Source organism: Colwellia sp. SU-HH01217, assembly GCF_057543495.1.
The window spans coordinates 50,080-70,758 of the sequence record NZ_BAAJLX010000017.1; the positions used below are offsets into that span (position 1 = coordinate 50,080).

Annotated in this window: 14 protein-coding genes; 11 read left to right on the forward strand and 3 right to left on the reverse strand. The window is 37.3% G+C overall.

Features of this window, described 5'->3' with window-relative positions; genetic code table 11:
* The first annotated feature begins 3 nt into the window (after nucleotides 1–3).
* Nucleotides 4–657, forward strand: coding sequence for a hypothetical protein (locus AC27G3_RS16485; protein WP_487123446.1), 654 nt, complete (start codon nucleotides 4–6; stop codon nucleotides 655–657).
* Here AC27G3_RS16485 and AC27G3_RS16490 read toward each other — a convergent pair.
* The 3 genes from AC27G3_RS16490 to prlC are packed head-to-tail and all read right to left on the reverse strand — an operon-like array spanning nucleotide 654 to nucleotide 4,174.
* Nucleotides 654–1,367: a DNA-3-methyladenine glycosylase I gene (locus AC27G3_RS16490; protein ID WP_487123448.1), complete on the reverse strand. Its 714-nt coding sequence runs from the start codon at nucleotides 1,365–1,367 to the stop codon at nucleotides 654–656. The two genes, AC27G3_RS16485 and AC27G3_RS16490, sit on opposite strands and share 4 nt — an antisense overlap.
* Complete coding sequence (locus AC27G3_RS16495) at nucleotides 1,354–2,064, reverse strand: hypothetical protein (RefSeq protein WP_487123450.1); 711 nt, start codon at nucleotides 2,062–2,064, stop codon at nucleotides 1,354–1,356. The genes AC27G3_RS16490 and AC27G3_RS16495 overlap by 14 nt, the downstream gene beginning before the upstream one ends.
* A gap of 46 nt (nucleotides 2,065–2,110) precedes the next feature.
* A complete protein-coding gene (gene prlC, locus AC27G3_RS16500; protein ID WP_487123452.1) occupies nucleotides 2,111–4,174 on the reverse strand; it encodes an oligopeptidase A in 2,064 nt (687 codons plus the stop codon).
* 310 nt (nucleotides 4,175–4,484) lie between these two features.
* On the opposite strand from prlC, the gene AC27G3_RS16505 reads away from it, so the two are divergent.
* The 10 genes from AC27G3_RS16505 to AC27G3_RS16550 all read left to right on the forward strand — a co-directional run bounded on the left by AC27G3_RS16505 (nucleotide 4,485) and on the right by AC27G3_RS16550 (nucleotide 20,660).
* Nucleotides 4,485–9,089 (forward strand): EAL domain-containing protein, encoded by a 4,605-nt coding sequence (locus AC27G3_RS16505; protein ID WP_487123454.1) that lies wholly within the window; start codon nucleotides 4,485–4,487, stop codon nucleotides 9,087–9,089.
* A gap of 124 nt (nucleotides 9,090–9,213) precedes the next feature.
* Complete coding sequence (gene gorA / locus AC27G3_RS16510) at nucleotides 9,214–10,578, forward strand: glutathione-disulfide reductase (protein WP_487123456.1); 1,365 nt, start codon at nucleotides 9,214–9,216, stop codon at nucleotides 10,576–10,578.
* 927 nt (nucleotides 10,579–11,505) lie between these two features.
* The gene (locus tag AC27G3_RS16515; RefSeq protein ID WP_487123458.1) at nucleotides 11,506–12,444 is read left to right on the forward strand and encodes an ABC transporter ATP-binding protein; all 939 of its coding nucleotides are present in this window, start codon (nucleotides 11,506–11,508) and stop codon (nucleotides 12,442–12,444) included.
* Nucleotides 12,437–13,477 carry an ABC transporter permease gene (locus AC27G3_RS16520; RefSeq protein ID WP_487123460.1) on the forward strand — a complete coding sequence of 347 codons (1,041 nt, stop codon included), beginning with the start codon at nucleotides 12,437–12,439 and terminating at the stop codon, nucleotides 13,475–13,477. The genes AC27G3_RS16515 and AC27G3_RS16520 overlap by 8 nt, the downstream gene beginning before the upstream one ends.
* A gap of 12 nt (nucleotides 13,478–13,489) precedes the next feature.
* Nucleotides 13,490–14,341, forward strand: a complete 852-nt coding sequence (locus AC27G3_RS16525) for a hypothetical protein (protein ID WP_487123462.1) — start codon at nucleotides 13,490–13,492, stop codon at nucleotides 14,339–14,341.
* The gene (locus tag AC27G3_RS16530) at nucleotides 14,342–15,688 is read left to right on the forward strand and encodes a YcaO-like family protein (protein ID WP_487123464.1); all 1,347 of its coding nucleotides are present in this window, start codon (nucleotides 14,342–14,344) and stop codon (nucleotides 15,686–15,688) included.
* An 8-nt stretch (nucleotides 15,689–15,696) separates the two neighbouring features.
* Entirely contained in the window at nucleotides 15,697–16,344 is a 648-nt protein-coding gene (locus AC27G3_RS16535; protein WP_487123466.1) for a hypothetical protein, read from the forward strand.
* Complete coding sequence (locus AC27G3_RS16540; protein ID WP_487123468.1) at nucleotides 16,344–18,578, forward strand: nitroreductase family protein; 2,235 nt, start codon at nucleotides 16,344–16,346, stop codon at nucleotides 18,576–18,578. The genes AC27G3_RS16535 and AC27G3_RS16540 overlap by 1 nt, the downstream gene beginning before the upstream one ends.
* A gap of 9 nt (nucleotides 18,579–18,587) precedes the next feature.
* Entirely contained in the window at nucleotides 18,588–19,547 is a 960-nt protein-coding gene (locus AC27G3_RS16545; RefSeq protein WP_487123470.1) for a zinc metalloprotease, read from the forward strand.
* A 21-nt stretch (nucleotides 19,548–19,568) separates the two neighbouring features.
* Complete coding sequence (locus AC27G3_RS16550; protein ID WP_487123472.1) at nucleotides 19,569–20,660, forward strand: efflux RND transporter periplasmic adaptor subunit; 1,092 nt, start codon at nucleotides 19,569–19,571, stop codon at nucleotides 20,658–20,660.
* The last annotated feature ends 19 nt before the right edge of the window (nucleotides 20,661–20,679 follow it).

Consider the following 20,679-nt stretch of genomic DNA (forward strand, 5'->3'; position numbering starts at 1 on the left):
TCTATGTTTGTCAGTTTGGTTAATGAAGTTAAATTAATTTCTGTATTTCAGAAATATAACACGACTGAAGCTGCACAAGTCAGGGCTGATATTTTATCAATTTTGGCATCGCTTGACTTGCCTTCACAAGTATCTGTTGAGCAAATGAAATGCGAAGGTACTTGGACAGCAGGCGAGATTGATACAAACTTACAAGGTTTTAGTGCATCAAAGCGTACTTTGTCAGCCCTTTTTTTGAATAAAGAAAAGTTAGCACTTGCTGTCGAGCAATTCTCGTTGGCTGAATATATTGAGTTAAGAAGAGTATGGATTAGTTTACTGCCGTTTTTAACGCAAGAGTCTCGTCATAGCGTTGCCATAAACGAGGATAGTAGACAAGAGAGCTTAACTGAGCGCACAGCGAATAGTCTTCCCGCTAATCTGGTGAGCCACTTAATAGAATCAAAAAGCAGTACCGTGGCAAAAGCACGATTAACCTTGTCTCAAGCATTAAAACAACCAACAAAGTCTGTTGTTGATAACGAAGCCGATTTATTTAAAGCAGCGGTTGCTAAGGCAAAATTAATAAAGCAGCAAACACTTGAGCAGAAAAAACCTCAAGCAACGATTACACCAATTTTTTCGGCTAACGGTGAATCGCTACGTAAGCAGGGCTAACTGGCTTCTTGAACGTGTATATAGTTATCGCCAGTAGCAAAGGCAACTAATTGACTTAATTGGCTAAGGGTTAGACCGCTTTCTTGTTGCCATTGGTTAAAAGCAGCTTGAATTGCCATTAAACTTTTTTTACTTTGAATGCCGCCATCAATAATCTGATGGGCTCTAAAATACGCTTCTACGTCGCGCGTTAACAAAAAAGTATCTTTGCCTAAGGCTCTTAATGCATAAGGGCCCGTATTACCACCAAGGCGTTGACCATGCTTTTTTAAGTACGCCCATAAACCAATCATATCTTCGCTAGGCCACTGTGCAATAAATTGACTAAAGCTGTGGCCATTTTGTTGCTCGTCAAACATCATTTGGGCGTTGGCTTTAATGGTTTTTACTTTGTTGTAGTTTCTAATAATTTTAGGATCTGATGCTTTTCGTTCCATCATTTCTTCTGGCATCATTAATACTTTGGTGATGTCAAAATTAAAAAAACTGTCTTCGAAATTAGCCCATTTATTTTCAACCACTCGCCAAACAAAGCCCGATTGAAAAATTTTCTTGGTAAAGGCTGAAAGTATTCGATCGTCTTCAAGTTGATGTACCTGAACGCCAACATCATCACCGTTTAGTAAATACTCAAGTGACTGTACGCCACCTTTTCTTTGGGCTGCGCGTGCAAAAATTGTGTTGAATTTTTCTAGTTTATTTAAATTCATAGGTGTAACTAAATCCTAACTTTTTTACTTGACCAAAATTATCATCGGATATAAATGCAAAAAGATTAATAGAGTTATGGGCATTGAGTTTATAACTTACGCCACCACCGCCCCATACATTACTGTAATCGTTAGAGCCGATACCACCACCAGTGAATGCTAAAGCCGTCCAATGCTTATTAATTGGTCGTATTGCAAAAACGCCGAGATAACCGCCATTGCTGGTATTTTGCTGCATGACAATATTATCTTGTAAGGTGTTACTTTCGGTAGGGGCAAAAGTTTCTCCAGTGGTATGATTAACACCCGCCATAGGGAAGACCATCCATTTTCCAGTATCGACACCTAATGCTGTTAACGGTAAAAAAGTACCTAGGGAATAATTATTTTTATAGCCTCCCTCGTCGTATTCAGAGCGGCTGATATTAAAATTAACAATACCAAAATCAAAAAGCCAAGAGCCGCCTAAACGCCACTCGCTGGCGTCAATATTTGTTTTAGCGTTAATTTTACGGGCGGGATCAATGGCCAAAGAACCTGAAATAGTTAAGTCTTCGGTATAACCTAAACCGATGCGAGTAATGACTTTAGTTGGGTCATTAGGATCTTTTTCTGATGTAATACTTTCAGTAGCAAAAGTTAGGTGACTCGTTAACATTAAATAAGTGATTAATGATAAAACAATAAAATGGCGCATACCTATCCTTTGCTCTGAAAATTAGTATTAATAGTTCAAGATGAATTTAAGCATTAATGCCACTATGACGCAATAATGCATCAATTTCAGGCTTTCTTCCTCTAAATTTTTCAAATAATACGCTTGGTTCTTCACTGCCACCTTTTTCCAATATGTTGGTTAAAAATTGCTGACCGACATTTTTATTGAAAATCCCTTGTTCTTCAAATTTTGAAAAAGCATCTGCAGATAATACTTCAGCCCATTTGTAGCTGTAATAACCTGCGGCATAACCGCCAGCAAAAATATGACCAAACCCGTGTTGAAAACGATTAAATTCTGGTGCTTTTACAACAGCATACTGCTGGCGAACATCGTTTAAGACCGACTGAACATGTTGGCTGTTATCGGTATTATTTGGGTTATAACTGGCATGCATTTTAAAATCAAAAATACTGAACTCTATTTGACGTAACATTTGCATGGCTGATTGGAAATTTTTTGCTGCGAGCATTTTATCTAACATCACTTGAGGTAGCGCTTCGCCTGTTTCGAAGTGACCCGATATAAAGGCTAGAGCTTCTGGCTGCCAACACCAATTTTCAAGAAATTGGCTAGGTAATTCTACAGCATCCCAAGGAACGCCGTTTATGCCTGAAACCCCACCAACGTTTATTTGCGTTAGCATGTGGTGAATACCATGACCAAATTCATGGAACAAAGTCACTACTTCGTTATGGGTAAATAATGCCGGATTATTACCAACAGGACCATTAAAGTTGCAGGTTAGGTAAGCAACCGGTAGTTGTATTTCGTCAGAGCTTAATTGGCGGCGACCCACACAATCGTCCATCCATGCGCCACCACGCTTTTTATCGCGGGCATATAAGTCAAAATAAAAGCTACCGCGTTGAATGTTATTGGCGTCGAATACATCGTAAAACTTAACATCTGGGTGCCAAACATCGATATTGTCGCGCTGTTTTATTGTTAAACCAAATAATCGATTAACTACTTCAAATAAACCTGCAACAACTTTGTCTTCAGGAAAATAAGGGCGTAGTTCTTCATCAGAAATCGCATATCGGCTTTGCTTGAGCTTTTCGCTGTAATACGCTAAATCCCAAGCTTGCAAGTTGTCTTGATTAAATTCGCTTAGGGCGAAATCGGTTAATTCTTTAAAGTCTTGCTCGCCTTGGTGTGCAGATTTTATGGCTAAATTCTCTAAAAATCCTAACACCTCAGCTGTGGTTGATGCCATTTTGGTTGCTAGTGATTTAACTGCGAAGTTGTCAAAACCTAACAGTTGCGCTAACTCGTGACGCAGCGCAAGTAATTCGTCCATAATCGCGCTGTTATCGAATTCTTTAGCGTTAGGGCCTTGATCAGAAGCGCGTGTTACAAAACCGCGATAGAGTGATTCACGTAATTGTTGATTATCGCAATACATTAAAACCGGCAAATAACTTGGCATATCAAGAGTAAATAAATAGCTACCTTCAGGTTTATTTTTCGCTTTGGCTAAAGCAAAACCCGCATCTTTAGCACTTTGCGGTAAGCCGCTAAGCTGATCTTCCGTTTCAATAGTAACGGTATATGCTTGGGTGGCATCTAACACGTTATTACCAAAACTAGAGCTAAGCTCTGATAAGCGGGTTACTATTTCACCATAACGTTTTTTATCGTTATCGTTTAATGCTATACCTGATAATTTAAAATCGCGAAGCGCGTTATCAACAACTTTTTTTTGTGCGGTAGATAGGGTTGTATACTCTAAACCGTCTTTTAATTGCTGGTAAGCTTGATAAAGGCCTTGGTGCTGACCAACGAAAGTACTGTATTCAGATAATAATGGCAGGCAAGACTCGTAAGCTTCGCGCAACTCATCACTGCTCACGACTGAGTTCATGTGTGATACGGGCGACCATAATTTAGCTAATGCATCATCTACCTCATCAATAGGTAGCACTAAATTTTGCCATGTAAATACAGAATGGCTTTCTAGTACTTCGTTAATCACGGTTTTACAGCAATTAATAGCTTCCTCGATGGAAGGCTTGATCTCTTTAGGTAATATTTTGGAGAATTGCGGTAATACCTGAGCTGAATTTTTAACGGGTGAATGAGTCATAAGCAATAATTAAATAATAAATTGTAGTATAGATGTAATAGCAATTGGGTCGATATTCAAGGGTAAGTATCAATGTAATGGCATATTATTTGGTGTGCTATATAAGCCAGTTGTTTTGTATTGTTAATTTAATGTGCAAGTTGCTAAAAATTTGTATCTAAAGAGTGTTTAAAATACAAACAGCTCAGTTTTATTCAATTTTTATTTACATAAACCGCATATTACTAGTAGATTAAACTAAGTCTTCATAAAGTCATGATATTTTCTTGTAAATTTTTTTATTGATATTCACGGACGTTTAATTAGTTTTATGCCAAAAAAATTATCTTTATTTCAAGTATTAATAGTGAGTTTTATACTCAGTATTTTTACCTTTTCGAAGGTTTATGCCGAAATAAATAATTTGGTGCTAACTAAGCTTTCTGTTAAAGAAGGAATGTCTCAAGGTACTGTGTTTAGCATGATGCAAGACAATGCTGGCTTTATGTGGTTTGGTACTGAAAATGGCGTTAATATTTACGATGGCCATACCTTTCGAATGTTAGCTGGTCCCAATAATGCTTTTGTTGATGCGAGCATTGACCATTTATTTCAAGACAATGAAGGGAAGATATGGATAAGTGCGAACGGAAAACTATTTAGCTATAACCCTCAAACCAATGATTATCAAATAATTTCTACTACTATTGATGGAACACAAAGCCAATCGGCTATCGATTTTATTGAAGGAAATGATAACGATATTTGGGTTTTGTTAGCCAAGTCATTAGGTCGAGTTGATAAAATAACTGGTGAATATCAGCAAATAGTCGACTTTAATAGCGAACTTGTTGGCACCACTTGGTTTACCCAGTTGTCATTGCAAGAAGGCGTTTTATTCTTAAGCTCAAGAATGGGGGTTTTTGCTGTTGATATTACTAGCAGTCAATGGCGGAAACTACCAAAAATTAATCATGAAACAGCGCTGAGTACTGTATATGATCCCAAAAGAGCTCAAATAGTCTATACAGTGTACACCCACCAAAATAATCTTTATATAGGCTCTGCTGATGGTTTGTTTATGCTCGATGTTGGCAACATAAAAGCGTTTATTCATCGAAATGCTGGATTGCCAAAGTACCAAACATTAATTGAGAATGTTGCTGCAGAACAAGCCCTGTTAGATGGTGATAAGTTATATTTTGCCACTAATAAAGGTTTATTTACTGTTGCTATAGGCAGTAATTCTGCGGAGTTTCTATTCGGTTTTAGCGATTATTTAGATGATATTAATAACAATAGTATTTTATCTTTACTAAAAGATTCTTCAGGAAGTTTTTGGTTAGGATCAAACGCCAACGGCGCTTACCAATGGAACCCTAATCGAGAATTAATTCAGAACTATCGTTTTAAAAAAAATGCCCCAAACAGCTTAAGTTATAACGAAATTTGGGGAATGCTAGCGAGTAAATTTAACGATAACTTGCTTTGGGTTGGCACATCTAATGGACTAAATTTAATAGATAAAAACAATCATACTGTTCAGCGATTTGTGACGCAAAAAAATGCGAAAAGTATTTTTACCTCTAGTTATATCTACTCAGTGGATGAGCTAAATGCAGAGCAACTTCTGCTTTCTACTGCTCAAGGCGTACAACTATTTGATATTGGCAAAGGACAATATCAAGCTTTACCTTTCAGTGACAGTGTTAACGAATTACTGGGAAAGAAGCAATTTGATATTTTTAAAACTGATAATTTCTTATGGTTAGCGAATGCTGACGGTGTTTTTCGAGTAAATTTACAAACTAATGCGATTGATAACATTGCAATTATTAATGATAAATTTTCTAAATATGCGCGACTGAGATTTTTAGATTACTTACCTGGAAGTACTACTTTGTTACTTGCGAGTAACGATACCTTATGGCAGGTAGATGTAGAGAAAAATACTTTAAATTCGTTATACACACACCCTAATATTTTGCCCGACGAATGGGTTTATTTTGGTGGTTGGGCAATCGATAAACATAATGTTTTATGGGTGGCTTATCCTAAAAAAGGCCTATTAGGATTTTCTTTAGATACTTTCGAGCAAAAGTATTTTTATCATAAAGCTAATTCCATTATTGATAATAATGTTTATGGTGTTATGTCAGATGCAGAAGGCGATATTTGGTTTTCATCGCACAATGGCATTTATATGCTCAATAGTAACACCAAGCATATTCGACACTTTACTGTTAGCGATGGCTTAGTTGCCACAGAATATAACTATCGCTCTTACGCTAAACTTAATCAGAATCTGGTTTATGGTTCGATGGAAGGCATTAGCATTTTTGACCCGTTAAAACTTAAAAAAGTAACCAATGATAAAAACTTCAAGGTTCATGTTACTGATGTAACTGTGCTTTCTCGAGAGTTAAACTTACCCTTTATTTTTGAAGATAATACTGTAATCGATTTAAATTATGATGATGTTGGGGTTCGAGTAGATTTCTCAACTTTGTTATACAACGCTAATAAAGATGATGTGTTTGATTTTAAATTGTTAGGTGAAAACCAACTAATTTACCCACAAACATCAGAAAGTCATATTACCTTCCCAAGCTTATCTTCAGGACGTCACACTTTAGAAATACGCGCTAAGTCACCATACTCGGGGGATTTTTCTTCGCCTGTATCGCTGCATTTTAATGTGAGTTATGCACCGTGGCGTTCACCTTATGCTTACAGTGCTTATGTTTTGTGCGTTATTGTATTATTTTTGTTTTGGTACCGGTATCGAAAGGAGCAACAACAATTATTACTTAACGTGCATGAACAAGTTAAGTTTCGTGAAAAACGTTTGCAGCTTGCGCTAACAGGCAGTAATTCAGAGGTTTGGGATTGGCAAGCTGAAGACGACTTAATGTTTGGCAAACGTATTTCTATGGAGCTTGGATATCAAAACTCAGTGTTGTTTTATCATTTTGAAGAGCATGTAGCCTTAATCCATCCCGACGATAAAAGTAATTTTTTAGCACTCTGGCAATTATTTATTACCGAAGTTAATTTAGATGAAAGTTTCACCTGCACTTATCGCTTGAAAGCCGCAGATGGACAATGGCTATGGTACAAAGATTTAGGTAAGATTGTTGAGGTTGATGAGTCTGGAAAACCTATCAGGGTAACGGGTTCATATACCAATGTGACCGAATCTAAAGCGAATGAAGAGCGTGCGCAATACTACGGCGATGCATTTAAACAGACCAAAGATTGGGTATTAATTGTTAATGAAAAAATTAGTCGAGTAACAGTTAATCGTTCTATGCGGGAAGTGTTTGGTTGGGCCAATGAAGTCTTTGATTTTTCTCAAACTTTCTTAGGGGTTGGAGCCGACCGACAGTCTTTTTATCAGAACTTATTAAACTCCCTCGATGTTGGTCAACATTGGAGTGGTGAAGAACTCATAACCGCAGAAAATAAAGAAAAATTTCATGTGGTGGTTAACATTAGTGCGGCAAGAAACTCTGTCACCAAAGATAAACATTATATTTGTGTGTTAACTGATATAAGCGCGCAAAAAAGTGCAGAAAAAGAACTACGATTTTTAGCTAATTACGATCATTTAACAGGATTGCCTAATCGTTCTTTATTGTTAGAAAGAGTCAAACATGCCATGGAACATTCTAATCGTCATGGTAAATCCATTGCTTTATTTTTTATAGATTTAGACAGGTTTAAGCAAGTTAATGATTCTTTAGGGCATGCTTTTGGCGATTTATTGTTAACGGAAATTACGCAACGCTTAACTAAAGTTTTAAGAGCTGATGATACCGTTGCCCGCATCGGCGGTGATGAATTTGTGGTCTTGCTTGAGTCATTTAAATCGAATGTGCACTTAGGAAATATCGCGCAAAAAATTATTGATTCAATAGAGGAGCCTTTTCAGCTTAAAAAAAATATAGTCAGCATTGGTGCCAGTATTGGTATTGCCATGTATCCAGAAGACGCAGCTGATTCAGAGAAGCTATTACGCAATGCTGATGTTGCTATGTATCACGCTAAGCAATTAGGACGTAATAATTTTCAATTTTTTACCAACGAGATGAACTTAAAAGCTAAAGAGCGGTTAGGAAAAGAATCGAAGATCAAACAAGCACTAAAAAATAACGAATTTATTAACTATTATCAGCCGATTATTAACGCACATACTGGCAAAGCGGTTGGTTTTGAGTTATTAATGCGATGGAAAATTGCTGGCGTTGTAATTGAACCGAGTAATTTTATCCCTTTAGCTGAAGAGCTCGGCTTAATTATTGCGATGACTGAATCAGCAATTGATCGTGGACTTAGAGCATTAAAACAGTGGAGCGTAGTGCGAGATAATTTATACATTTCAGTTAATTTATCACCGCAGCATTTCGCTAAAGACACCTTAATACCCTACATTGAAAGCTTGTTATTAACGCATGAGCTACCAGCCAGCGCAATAAGAATTGAAGTAACAGAAAGTGCATTTATTCGCGAGCCAGAAAAAGCAATTAAAACCATGTGTGCGTTGTCTGAGTTGGGGATAAAATTAGCCCTTGATGATTTTGGTACAGGGTTTTCTTCACTGTCTTATTTGAAAAAACTACCGTTAGATTTAATTAAAATTGATAGAAGCTTCATTAGTGGTATTGGTGTTAATAAAGCAGACGAAGCGATTGTTGATACTACATTGGTATTAGCTAAGCGACTTGATATGCATTGTATCGCAGAGGGCGTTGAAAACATGAGCCAATTGAACTATTTAGTGGCACAAAACTGTCATTACATACAAGGTTATTTATATTCAAAACCAGTGACTGCGAATGAAGTCATTAAAATGTTAATGATTAATGAGGCTGAATTGATGAATGATGAAGCGTTTATTAAAAAAGACTTTTTATCTAACCACCTTGAAAATTAACGTATAAGACCCACATCTATCTTATATTTCGCTGAACATTAGTTTGAATTTATAATGTTCTTTACATCTTCACTTTAGTTTACTTTTTCTAGTGAATACTTATCACAATGACGAGGTTTTATTTATGACACAAGCAATCAAACAACATTTTGATTTTTTAGCCATTGGTGCAGGTAGTGGTGGTATTGCCTCTGCGAACCGAGCCGCTAAACATGGACAAAAAGCCGCTGTTATTGAAGCAAAAGCAATTGGTGGCACCTGTGTTAACGTTGGTTGTGTGCCTAAAAAAGCCATGTGGTATGCTGGCCAAATATCTGATGCACTTCATTATGCTGCAGATTTTGGTTTTAAAGCGCCTTTACAGTCGTTTGACTGGGCCACATTAGTCAAAAATCGTGAAGCCTATATTGAACGCATTCATGCTGCTTATGGTCGTGGTTTTGCTAGCAATGGTGTAACGGTAATTAATGGTTTCGCTAAGTTTGTTGATAAAAATACGGTAGAAGTTGATGGTGAGCTGTATACCGCCGATCACATAGTTATTGCCACGGGTGGACGCCCTCAAATTCCAACCATTGAAGGGGCGGAGTTTGGTATAGATTCAGATGGTTTTTTTGCGCTTACCGAGCAACCTAAAAGTGTAGCAGTTATTGGTGCAGGCTATATTGCTGTTGAGCTTGCTGGTGTATTTCATGCGTTAGGCACCCAAACTAGCTTGGTTGTACGTAATGAAAAACCACTGCGCAGCTTTGATGACATGCTAAGCGATACCTTAGTTGAGCAAATGGAACGTCACGGACCAACACTTCATAATCACAGTACGCCAGAGCGTATTGAAAAATTAGCGGATGGTCGTTTAGTACTTCATTTAACAAACGGTAAAGCGCTCGAACCAGTTGATACAGTTGTTTGGGCTATTGGCCGAGAACCCGCCACAGATAATATTAATTTAGCTGCAACGGGTATTGAATTAAATGAGCGTGGATTTATCCCAACGGATAAGTATCAAAATACCGATGTCGCAGGTATTTATGCGGTAGGAGACAACACGGGTAGAGCACAATTAACGCCTGTGGCTGTGGCAGCAGGTCGTCGTTTAGCAGAGCGATTATTTAACAACAAACCTGACGAGCACTTAGACTATTCAACCATAGCAACTGTGGTCTTTAGCCACCCAGTTATTGGCACAGTGGGTTTAACTGAAGCCGAAGCTAAACAAGAATATGGCGAAGAAAATATTAAAGTTTACACATCGCAATTTACCGCTTTGTATCAAGCCATTACCACTGATTATCGAGATCCTACTCGCATGAAACTAATATGCGCGGGAGACCATGACAAAATAGTGGGTATACACAGTATTGGCTTTGGTAGCGATGAGTTATTACAAGGTTTTGCCGTCGCCATGAAAATGGGCGCCACCAAAGCTGATTTTGACAACACTATCGCGATTCACCCTACTTCGGCGGAAGAGTTTGTTACCCTTTAGATTGAGGTCTGGAAAACCTACTGTGTAGATTTGTAAAATCTGAAAAACATACTAACCTCAATAGAGTTCACTTTTATGGGGGTTAGTATGGTTTCTGTTATTCGTTCAAAAAACTTCTATGTCCCTCCTATATATCCAGCGTCAAAAATTTCAAAAGACTTTTTATTAAAAGGCTTTCCAACTTTCTACTCAAAAGAAAATGAGTACATTCTTCCAGTTAACCTATGGCTTAATTATCTTCAAAACATTCGAAATACATCTGACATTTCTTGTTGTGTTAGAGCTATAAAAAGGTACTGGCAGTTTCTTGAAAATACAGGGTGTGAGTGGAATGCTTTTCCATAGACTGACTGGACTTCCCATACTGTTTAATAAATCACCAAACAATGGCACTGATCTGCTTTAGTTAAAAAGTTCAAAATATAATTATATTATTTGTTGTAATAACTCTTTTTATTGTATACAGTATATTGGCGTCATGTGAAAAGGCTTGAAGGATTAATGCCTTTCTAATTTTAAATGGAATTGATATGAAACCAAAAAAAGAAAAGTTCCCAAGAATTATACTCTTTGTCATCTCTTGTATAATTCTATCTATTATTAGCTTTTATTTAGACCAAATTGTAAGCCATCAATCGTGGTACTTCAAAACAGGCATTGCTTCTGTTTTTGTTACTATTTCAATTGTATATGTTTGGATTACGACTATTAAAACAGATATAAATCGAAACTAACTAAATAATCACATTACTTCTGAAAGCAAAACTCCAATAAAAACAGTACCGATCGTGTCATTGGTGCCGAAGCAAGCTAATTTTTTTGCTGCCTGAAAAATATCTGTATGTAATTTCAGGTTAGAAGAATGGACTATGTTGTTCGATGTTCTTAACGCAAGTGTGAGCTTTTTCCTAATTATACGAGTAAAACATGTCACTAGAAATAAGTAATTTAACTAAAAGTTACGGTAATTTTATCGCATTGAATAGAGTTAATTTGTATGTAAAGGCTGGTGAAATAGTCGGGGTTTTGGGGCCTAATGGTGCAGGGAAATCAACACTCTTACGATTATGTGAAGGTATAGAAGGGTTTGACGAGGGACGTATCTCTTTTACTGATAAAGATATATCTATTGAAAAAGACTTAGTGAAAGGCAACATTGGTCTAGTATTGCAACGACCTACTTTTTCATCGTATTCATCGGTAAAGGAAGTCATCTCATTTTTTTCAAATATAAAAGATCCTAAGTTTGAAACAATTGCTTTAGCACGTGCTTTAGAGTTGGATATTAAACTCGATAGTCGTATTGGTAAGCTTTCAGGCGGACAAAGACAAAGGCTAGCAATATTAATCGGTTTAATGTGGGGACCGAGTTTGATTTTACTTGATGAACCAACATCAGAACTTGATCCACATGGTAGACGAGTTGTTTGGGATCTGATTTCCAAAATTGCTAAGGAGTCTAATTCAGCAGTTTTAATATCAACTCATCAAATGGAAGAAGCTGAATTGCTGTGTGATCGAGTTTATATTTTAGATGCTGGTAAGGTCATAGCAGCTGGTACCCCAACACAGATTATCTATGAACACTGTAAAAATATTACATTAAATGTGTCTGTAAACCAAGAAGCTTTATATCACCTTCAGGAAAGAATTGGTGACGTTGATTATTCATTGCATGGCGAAATTATCAGGTGCAGCAAAAATATTGACTCAATTAAAGTAGGGAAGACGCTCATGAAAGAAGTACTTAATCAAACAGAGTTTGAGGTGCTTGATCTCGCGCTGGAGAGAGCAAATTTAGAAGATGTATTTTTACACCTTACCGGTGAGCCTCTTATGCCGTCCCTGGAGGCTCGTCATGTATAAGGCATTTTTTATTCGTTGTTACCACAGCTTTCAGCGTAACTTTGTGGCTAGTGTGATGCCATTAGCGTTTCCTGTTATTTTTTTGTTTTTATTTATGGATGCTACTGCTGATGTTGATAAACCAGCGGCATTAAGACTGGGGGTGACTTATGAGCAAACAGATGAAGTCGTAATTGATAGTCTAATTAATACCGGGTTAGTTGATATTAAAGAGCTTAAGCAAGCCTTTGATGGCCAGCGCATTAATGCTAAAGAGTATGACGGTATTATCAGATCTTCTTCAGACGGTAAAACCGTAACATTCCATCTTCGACAGGGTTATTTACCTTGGTTAGAGGCTATTTTGATGGCCGCAGGGGAAATTGGGGAAAATAATTATATTGTTAACAAAGTTGAAGTAAAAAGAAATGAAATAGAAGGGAATGATTATCTGGCATTTATTTTACCAGGGCTGTTTGTCATGATATTGATTCAAATAGCGACCACTTCTACGGCTAATTTAATTTTATCTGACCGGGCAGAGGGCAGCTTTAGAGTTATATCATCTGTCAGTCGTAGCATTTTTCCTATGTTTATTTCTGAGTTGTGTTTTCGCTTATTATTTACCGTCGCTTGCTACATTGTACTTATGCTAATTGCGAATACGGTTGCTGGTTTTACATTAGCAGATAAGTTATTTCAGTTTACCTTAGTATACTTTCTGGGTTCAGCCATGATGATAGCTTTAGGATATGTTTTGGGAGGTTTACTACCTTCTCAGCGCAATGGAGGTGCTATTGTTACCCTTATTGGTTTATGTTTTTGGTTTTTTTCCGACATATTGTTTCAAGCCAGCCAACACCCTGTTGCAAAGCCATTGTCGTTGTTGCTAGCTCCTACTTACTTAACAGATGCTCTACGCCAGATTTCGACCGGTCAACCCGGCACATTTACGCTCGCTTTTAATATCGCAATGATGAGTTTTTGGTTGATACTATTTTCAGTGTTGGCAATCCGCTTTTTTAAATTCGAAACATCAGATAACAGAATGTAAGGAAAGAAAAACGTGTTAGATTCAGTCAGTAATACAAATAAAGATATGGTTCAATACTCTATTGGTACGGGTGAAATAGAAGGAGGTTTAGAGCAATTATTAATGGAGAGTATCCCCCAATTAATTGCAGATCCTAACGTCACTAAATTGAGTGTTCAACGAGGCGAGCAAGGCTTACCTATGTTGCAAGTCTTAATGGAAATAGAAAATGATGATAGCAATCATTATATTGATTATTTTGAGGATGTTATCTCTGATAATTTAAAGAGTGATGATCGCTTGGAAATGTCACCACTTGTTGCTGTATCTTCTGAGCAACATAAAGAGTTACAAGACTCACCTTACGGTGTGAGAACGCAAAAAATAGATGTTTCAGAACTCACCATATTATCAGCCGATTGGTGGCAGGCAGAGCAAAAAACTATTGAACTGGTTGCATGTTTGCTTAAAGAAGAACTGCACGGAGTTTTAGATCGAAAATCGATTGCGCCAACTCTGTTGTACCTATTGATGAAACAAAGCTCGGAAAGCCAGTTGATTGGTATTGAATCATTTCAGTTAGCGCAGCAATTGTTAGAAATTACCAATGATCCAAGCTTTTACATGAATAAGCTCAGAAGAAATATTAATGCGTTACAGAAAAAGAATGTCTCCTTTATTTCTCAATCGGCATCAGATCATTCTTTTGACAATGAACTGCTTGAATTAAGTCAAATTATAAGAAGTTTACAAACAGAACAAAGTAAACAGAGCGTATTAAAAAATACTTGGTTATCTCTTACAAATAAACTTGGGTTTACTGTTATTGACGCTGCATATTTTGCATTGATGGTTTCAGTTGAAGCTAAGTCGAAGGAAAGTTAAATGGGCTCTTTGAATCTACCAATATTAAATCAACTGGATGAAGAGTATTGTTTTACCAAACTTGCTCAGCCTTTTGCCGGGTTAGTTGGTTTGCCAGCAGCAACTAGACCAAATGATATATCTCAGCCCTCTTTAGTCGTTGCTTCATCTTCTGTTGCCGATATTTCTACTTTGCTTCCCGAGTTAAGGACTGGTAGTGGGGGCAGGTTTGCAGAAAGCAATCTGGCTGGAGGTTGTGCTGATGAGGACTATTCAACGTCAATGATGAAAGCGGTTGCTGAAGCTGCAGAAAGATATGCCATGGTTGTCATCAGACCCGATGAATATATAACCTGTACGGCAAATGAGCTTGGCAAAGATGCAATTGATTGGACGCTATTTCCAAAGTGTACAAAAGAAGAATACGCACACGATCAGTGCCCGGTAGTTCCTTTTAATCCAAACAGTAAAATACGCTGGATAAAAGGATTATCAATGATTTCAGGGCAAAATAAATATGTGCCTTTATCTTTGACCCATATATCAAGTTCAGTACGTAGAGCTGAAGCATTTAGTTTGCCAATTTCAACTGGGGTTGCCGTTCATACTGATATTTATGAGGCGATCAGTAGGGCTATTTTAGAAGTTGTTGAGCGAGATTCAATTTCTCTAACTTGGTTATTAAGTTTGCAGTTGCCGCATATCAAGTTTGACAGTGCAGTTCCAGAACAATATAGCGACAGATTTGCCTCTTTTGAGAAAAGCAATGTAAAGCAATACTTGTTTGATGCGACAACTGATTTAGGTATTCCAGTTGTTTATGGGATTTTGAATTGTAAAGGGCATCCAAGAGTTGTCAATGTCGTCACCGCTGCTAGTGATCTTGACCCATACTCAGCATGCGCTAAGGCTATGAGAGAAGCAGTATCAACTCGGTTAGCTGTAGATGCTTACCCTTATACACCAAACAGTATCCAGGAATGTTTTAAACTTGAGCATGGCGCCAAGTTTATGGGAACACCTGAGCATTCAGACAAGTTTGATTTTTTGATTGGCAATAGCAACTCGCGAAATATTTCTCAGATGTCTGTAGGAGAATTTTCTAGCACAAAAAGTAAAGTTGAATGGTTAGTTTCTAAATTAAAAGAAAAGAAAATTGAAGTAATAGTGTCTGAGCTAACACCGGATGAATTTAAAGATTCTGGTTTAAGAGCCGTAAGAGTGGTTATTCCTCAGTTAATGCCTTTATCTTATCATTGCAGAGCGCGGTTTTTACAACACCCAAGATTAAAGGAGTTTGCTAAATTTCTAGGTATTAATGACTTTAATGTTGAAGGCGTTAATCCTTTCCCACAACCTTTTGCCTGAGTATGAAAATGACTATACACCTAATTTATAATGGCCAGTTTGGCGAAGACTTTTCAGAAAAACTAAAGCTTGTTAGTCAGGATAAGGTAAAAGCCTACCATCATGATCAGCTTAATATTGACTTGATAACTGAAAACATGAGTAGTGAAAGTAAGGTTATCTTTGTGCAATCAGGGTTGAAAATAGGTCATGAAAAAAGCCTTGCCAAGCTGTTTAAGCAATTGAATATTCGCTGGACCAGTGTTTATTTAGGCCCTAGGTTTCTTAGGGTTGGTCCGTTGATCGATTCTGACGCTTCACCTTGTTTTGATTGCTCAAGTAAAAGGTATATCGCAAACCCTGGCTCTCCGGGCTTAGCTACTCTGGAATATTTTGTTGATAATTCAAAAGAACATAAATCGACATTTGAATTTCAGGGGTATTTACCTTCAACTGTAATGATGGCGGTATCTGAATCAATCAGACAGCTAACTCAACACAATGTAAATGGTGGATTTATTCGGAAGGTGGACTTGCTTTCGTGTGAAGTCACAGATGCCTTAACAATTTCTATACATGGCTGTGAATGTAATCACCAGAAAACGATTGAGCCCGCTGAACGATTTCATTCACAGCTTAAACAAGAGATATCATTTTTGTTTTCAAGGGAAGGATAATGACTAATAGCGTTATGGATATTCAATATTGGGATATGATAGTAGAAGATGCAGAACTAAAAAATCAGTTGATTGATCAACCTAGAATAGCTGAGGGGTTACAAGTATTTCCCTACAAAAAAGGTCTTTCTGTACTTGGTGTGGAGGGGATGGAGATATTTGATGGTTTCGGCATAAAAAGTAAACTTTCCGAGTTTCTTCCATTGCTTGACGGTAGCAGAACCATTAATGAACTTATACAGCCTTCGGAAAACTTGAGTCAGATTGATCGCAAAGAGTTATTGGCAAATTTGTTTTTATCTGGTTTTTTACGAGATGGTACTCTGGATTTTACTTTATCATCAAACAGTCGATATTTTGATTTTGTGAGTGGCTATACCTTAGCGAATAAATCTGGATATCAGGGAATGAAACGCTTAAAAGATCATTCTTTGGTATTCGTTGTACCTGAGGAAATAAGGACAGAAATAGCGAGTCAAATTGAAGAGGTTATAGGGAAAACGTGTAGATTTATCGATGCTAAGGATACCTTGCCTAAGGATGCTAGTTTTTTACTTGTACTTTCTGATGGCAGTTTAGCTGAGCCAACTGGGTTATTCAATGAAGCAGCTAAAAATAACTGTATGGCACTTAACATTGAAATGAATGGGAAAAAAGTACGTTTTGGACCTCTGGTCTTGCCTAAGCGTTCTGCAAGTTATTTATGTTATAGGGAACAGAATACACCTTTACAAAAAGAGCCTACATTTGCCTCATCGGATCTAAATTTTTGGTCTGCTTTAGTAGTTAATAATATTGTTAACTTTCTTTCAGGGGTAAGCTTTGATACTTGGATAAATAGCTATATAGAATATCAATGGGTTAATGAACGACAAGTCGTTAAAACACACAGTGTTGCCCGTGTGTATAGCTGGGATAATACCGGTAATCCTCAGTCATTAAATATTGATCCTGATATTGCTGATTTCGATGCTTGGGAAAGGTATTGCAAAGTGGCATTGCAAAGTATCGATGTCAGTGCACCCAAGGCCTATCACAATCATTATAAAGCTAAAAACGTTAAAGCAATATATGAGCGTAGCCCGGTTTTTTATACCGGAGAGAATGTTGCACTGACTAAAATTAGTAGTGAGACTGAGAGTAACTTTGAAAGAGGTCTTAATAGCCAAACGGTGAGTCAGCTATTACATTTTTCTTTAGGTTATGAACAAAGAAATGGAAGTCCTCATCGTTGTTGTCCAACAGGTGGTAATTTGGGTTCTCCCTTAGCCGTTGTCTTGGTAAAAGATATAGAGGGTATGGAAGATGGGGTTTTCTGGTTCGATAACCAGGAAAATAGTTTAGAAAGATTACCTCTGGTTTCATCAGAGAATATATTTAAATTATCCGGAGCTTGCCGAGATGCGAAGCTTGTTTTATTAAGTATTGCCAACACCCCTAAGGTTGCCAGTAAATACGGCGCTTTTAGTTATAATATTAGTTGGTACGATGCTGGAATAATGTCATCTTATATTACTAACCTTGCAGTAACTCAAGGCATTAACAGCGCTTCACTTAGTTTGGATAATGAAAAACGGATCCTTGAAAGCTTAGGAATAGAACGCAGCGGAATGTTATTGACAGGGATTACTGCATTTAATGATACGGATACCAGCTTGGTAATAAAAAATCATTTTGACCATGATTACCATCAACTAGTGCAATTAATCAGAGGGCGCTTTGCTACAAGGGAGTGGCACGTTGATAATATATCCTATGAAGATTTTGCTAACTTAACTTCAAAAATTTCAATATCTCAAGCAAACGTTCTAAACGCATCCGGTAAAGATTTAGAGGTTTCGGTTTTATTACTGGCTAAATTATCTGATGCCGAGGATGGCTTTTATTTACTCAAAGGGCAAGAACCTCTTAAATGTATCAAGTCATTTCCTCGAGAGCAGCATAGTAGAATTTTATCTCAACATATGCTTTGTAAAGCGAGTGTTATTGCGCTTCCTAATGTCAATATAGCTAAAAACTTGCATGATAACGGACTATTTCAATTGGATGTCGCATTTAAAATGTGTGGTGGAATTGTAGGTGATATTTGGTTGCATTTACAAGATATTGGCTATGCTGGCAGTGCATGCGGTGGTGTTTTTGAGGGCGAAATTCGCTCAATACTGGAAGAGCATGACTTATCTCGCTTTATCCCTCTCGCACTTTGTTTAGGGCCTACGCCTAAACTTAAATAAGGTAAATATATGTCTGTTGTTATATTAGATCCGAAAGTTGAAGTTCATATGGACGATCAAGGTGCAATTGTACTTATCCCTGATGATGATCGTCAGCCTTTGCGACTTCACCATTCTGATCAGCTTTTGGTATCACACCTACAAAAGGGGATCAATACCACTGACAGTGATTTAGACAAGCAATTGGATATTAAAAGACTCAGTTACCTTATTGCTGAACTAAAGAAATGGGGGTTAATTGCAGGACGAAATGGAAGACAAGGTCATAAGATACTTTCATCTGATTTAGTAACAAGGATATATGATGCATTAGCAACTGTGTTGTCTTGGCCTTTAAATGTAATCTTTAATGCCAAGCAACTTAACGTTGTATATTGGTTGATATTACTAACAGCTTTAGTGGTAAATATTTCGCTATTATTACTCAGTCAAGGGACACTGTTTGCACCAGCAGTCAGCAAAGAGTGGATGTATGGCACAATTATTTACCTGATCCTTTTTCCTATAATTCATGAGTTCTGCCATGCGTTTGTCGCAAGATCATTTAACTATCCTGTCAGTAAAGTGGGGATTCAGTTATTAGGAGGGTTTTCGCACAGACCTTTTACCGAAGTGAAGAAGCTCATGTTGTCTAGCTTTTTGCCGCCACAGTTTTGGATCCCTATGGCCGGTGTGTTAGGCAATATTATTTTGGCTAATTTAGCTGGACTAATGTTATATCACGCAGAGGTTGGCTCAAGTATTTCCGGAGTATTGGCAGTCGTTACTATAATGTTTAATTGGCGAGTGCTTGTTGATGGCGGCTTTAACAGTGAGTCAGATGCTAGCAAGGCATTAAGCAGATATAGAGCGCGTGTTGCTGGTAAAAGTAGTCTTATGCAAGCTGTTCTTGTTAGAGGTTTTTACTTCACTCATCTGGTTTCATTTGTAATAACAATATTGTTTTCTAGCAGACACCTGCTTGATTAAGTTTAGTTTGGGATTGTAAATATGATTGATAATACAAATAAAGTTTTGAAGCTTCGCTCAGAGGAAGGTACCTCAAGCAACCAGGAAATAATGGACCGTATAATTCACAGAGGAAAAGAATCAAGTTATGCGCAGTCAGCGATAAATAAGAAGTTACCTTATAAATCTTTTATAGCCAGTATTTCAGTCATTATTTTGCTAACGGTTTTAGTGTTTTTTGTTATGCAACAAATAAAAAAAGATAAAGTTCAGCTTGATCAAGCTCAGTCTGAAAATATTGCTGGAGTTATCGATGATAGCGAAGCTGTTGAGGATAGTTCATTAGCTTTAAATGTTGATAACAATTCGCTTGAAGTTAGTGGTTATGTTGTCGCTCGAAATAAAATAGCCTTGTCATCAGATATAGCTGGAAAGATTAAAGCGTTATTTGTCGAAATAGGGCAGACAGTAAAGCAAGGAAGTATCATTGCCGAGTTAGATTCACGTGATGCAATTCTTCAGTTAAACAATGCTAGAACTCTACTTAAGCAAAGTTTATTAACACAGCAAGAAGCTAAAGTATCAAGAGATATCAGTCAACGACGGTTATCGCGTAATAAGGACTTAGCAAGCAATAATCTGCTTTCCATTAGTGCTTTTGAGCAATCGGAAGAAGATTATACAATTGCTAATAATCGTTGGAAATTGGCAAAGTTAGCAAATGAAAATGCTGAAAACACTGTTATGCAGGCTGAGCTTTATTTAGAAAAACATACCATCCTTGCTCCATTTAGTGGGGTTATTGTCGATGTTACCGCCAGACCGGGCGAAATAGTCTCGCCAGTTTCATCTGGTAGCACTTATATACGTACAGGTATTGCCTTGTTGTTGGATCCTGTAGATCTATATGTTGAGGTAGAAATTCCTGAAAAGTATTTATCAAAAGCACAAAGTGGCAACCGTGTTGAGTTGGAATTACCCTATGATAATAGTTCAAAAATCATCAGTAACGTGGAATGGGTTAAGCCTATGTCTAGTCGTCAACGTGGTGTGGTTTTAGCCGGAATTTCTTTGCCATTTAGTGATAAATACTTTGATGGAATGGAAGTCAATATTAAGTTGCTAAATGAATGAGTAAATTGAAAGCAGTTAT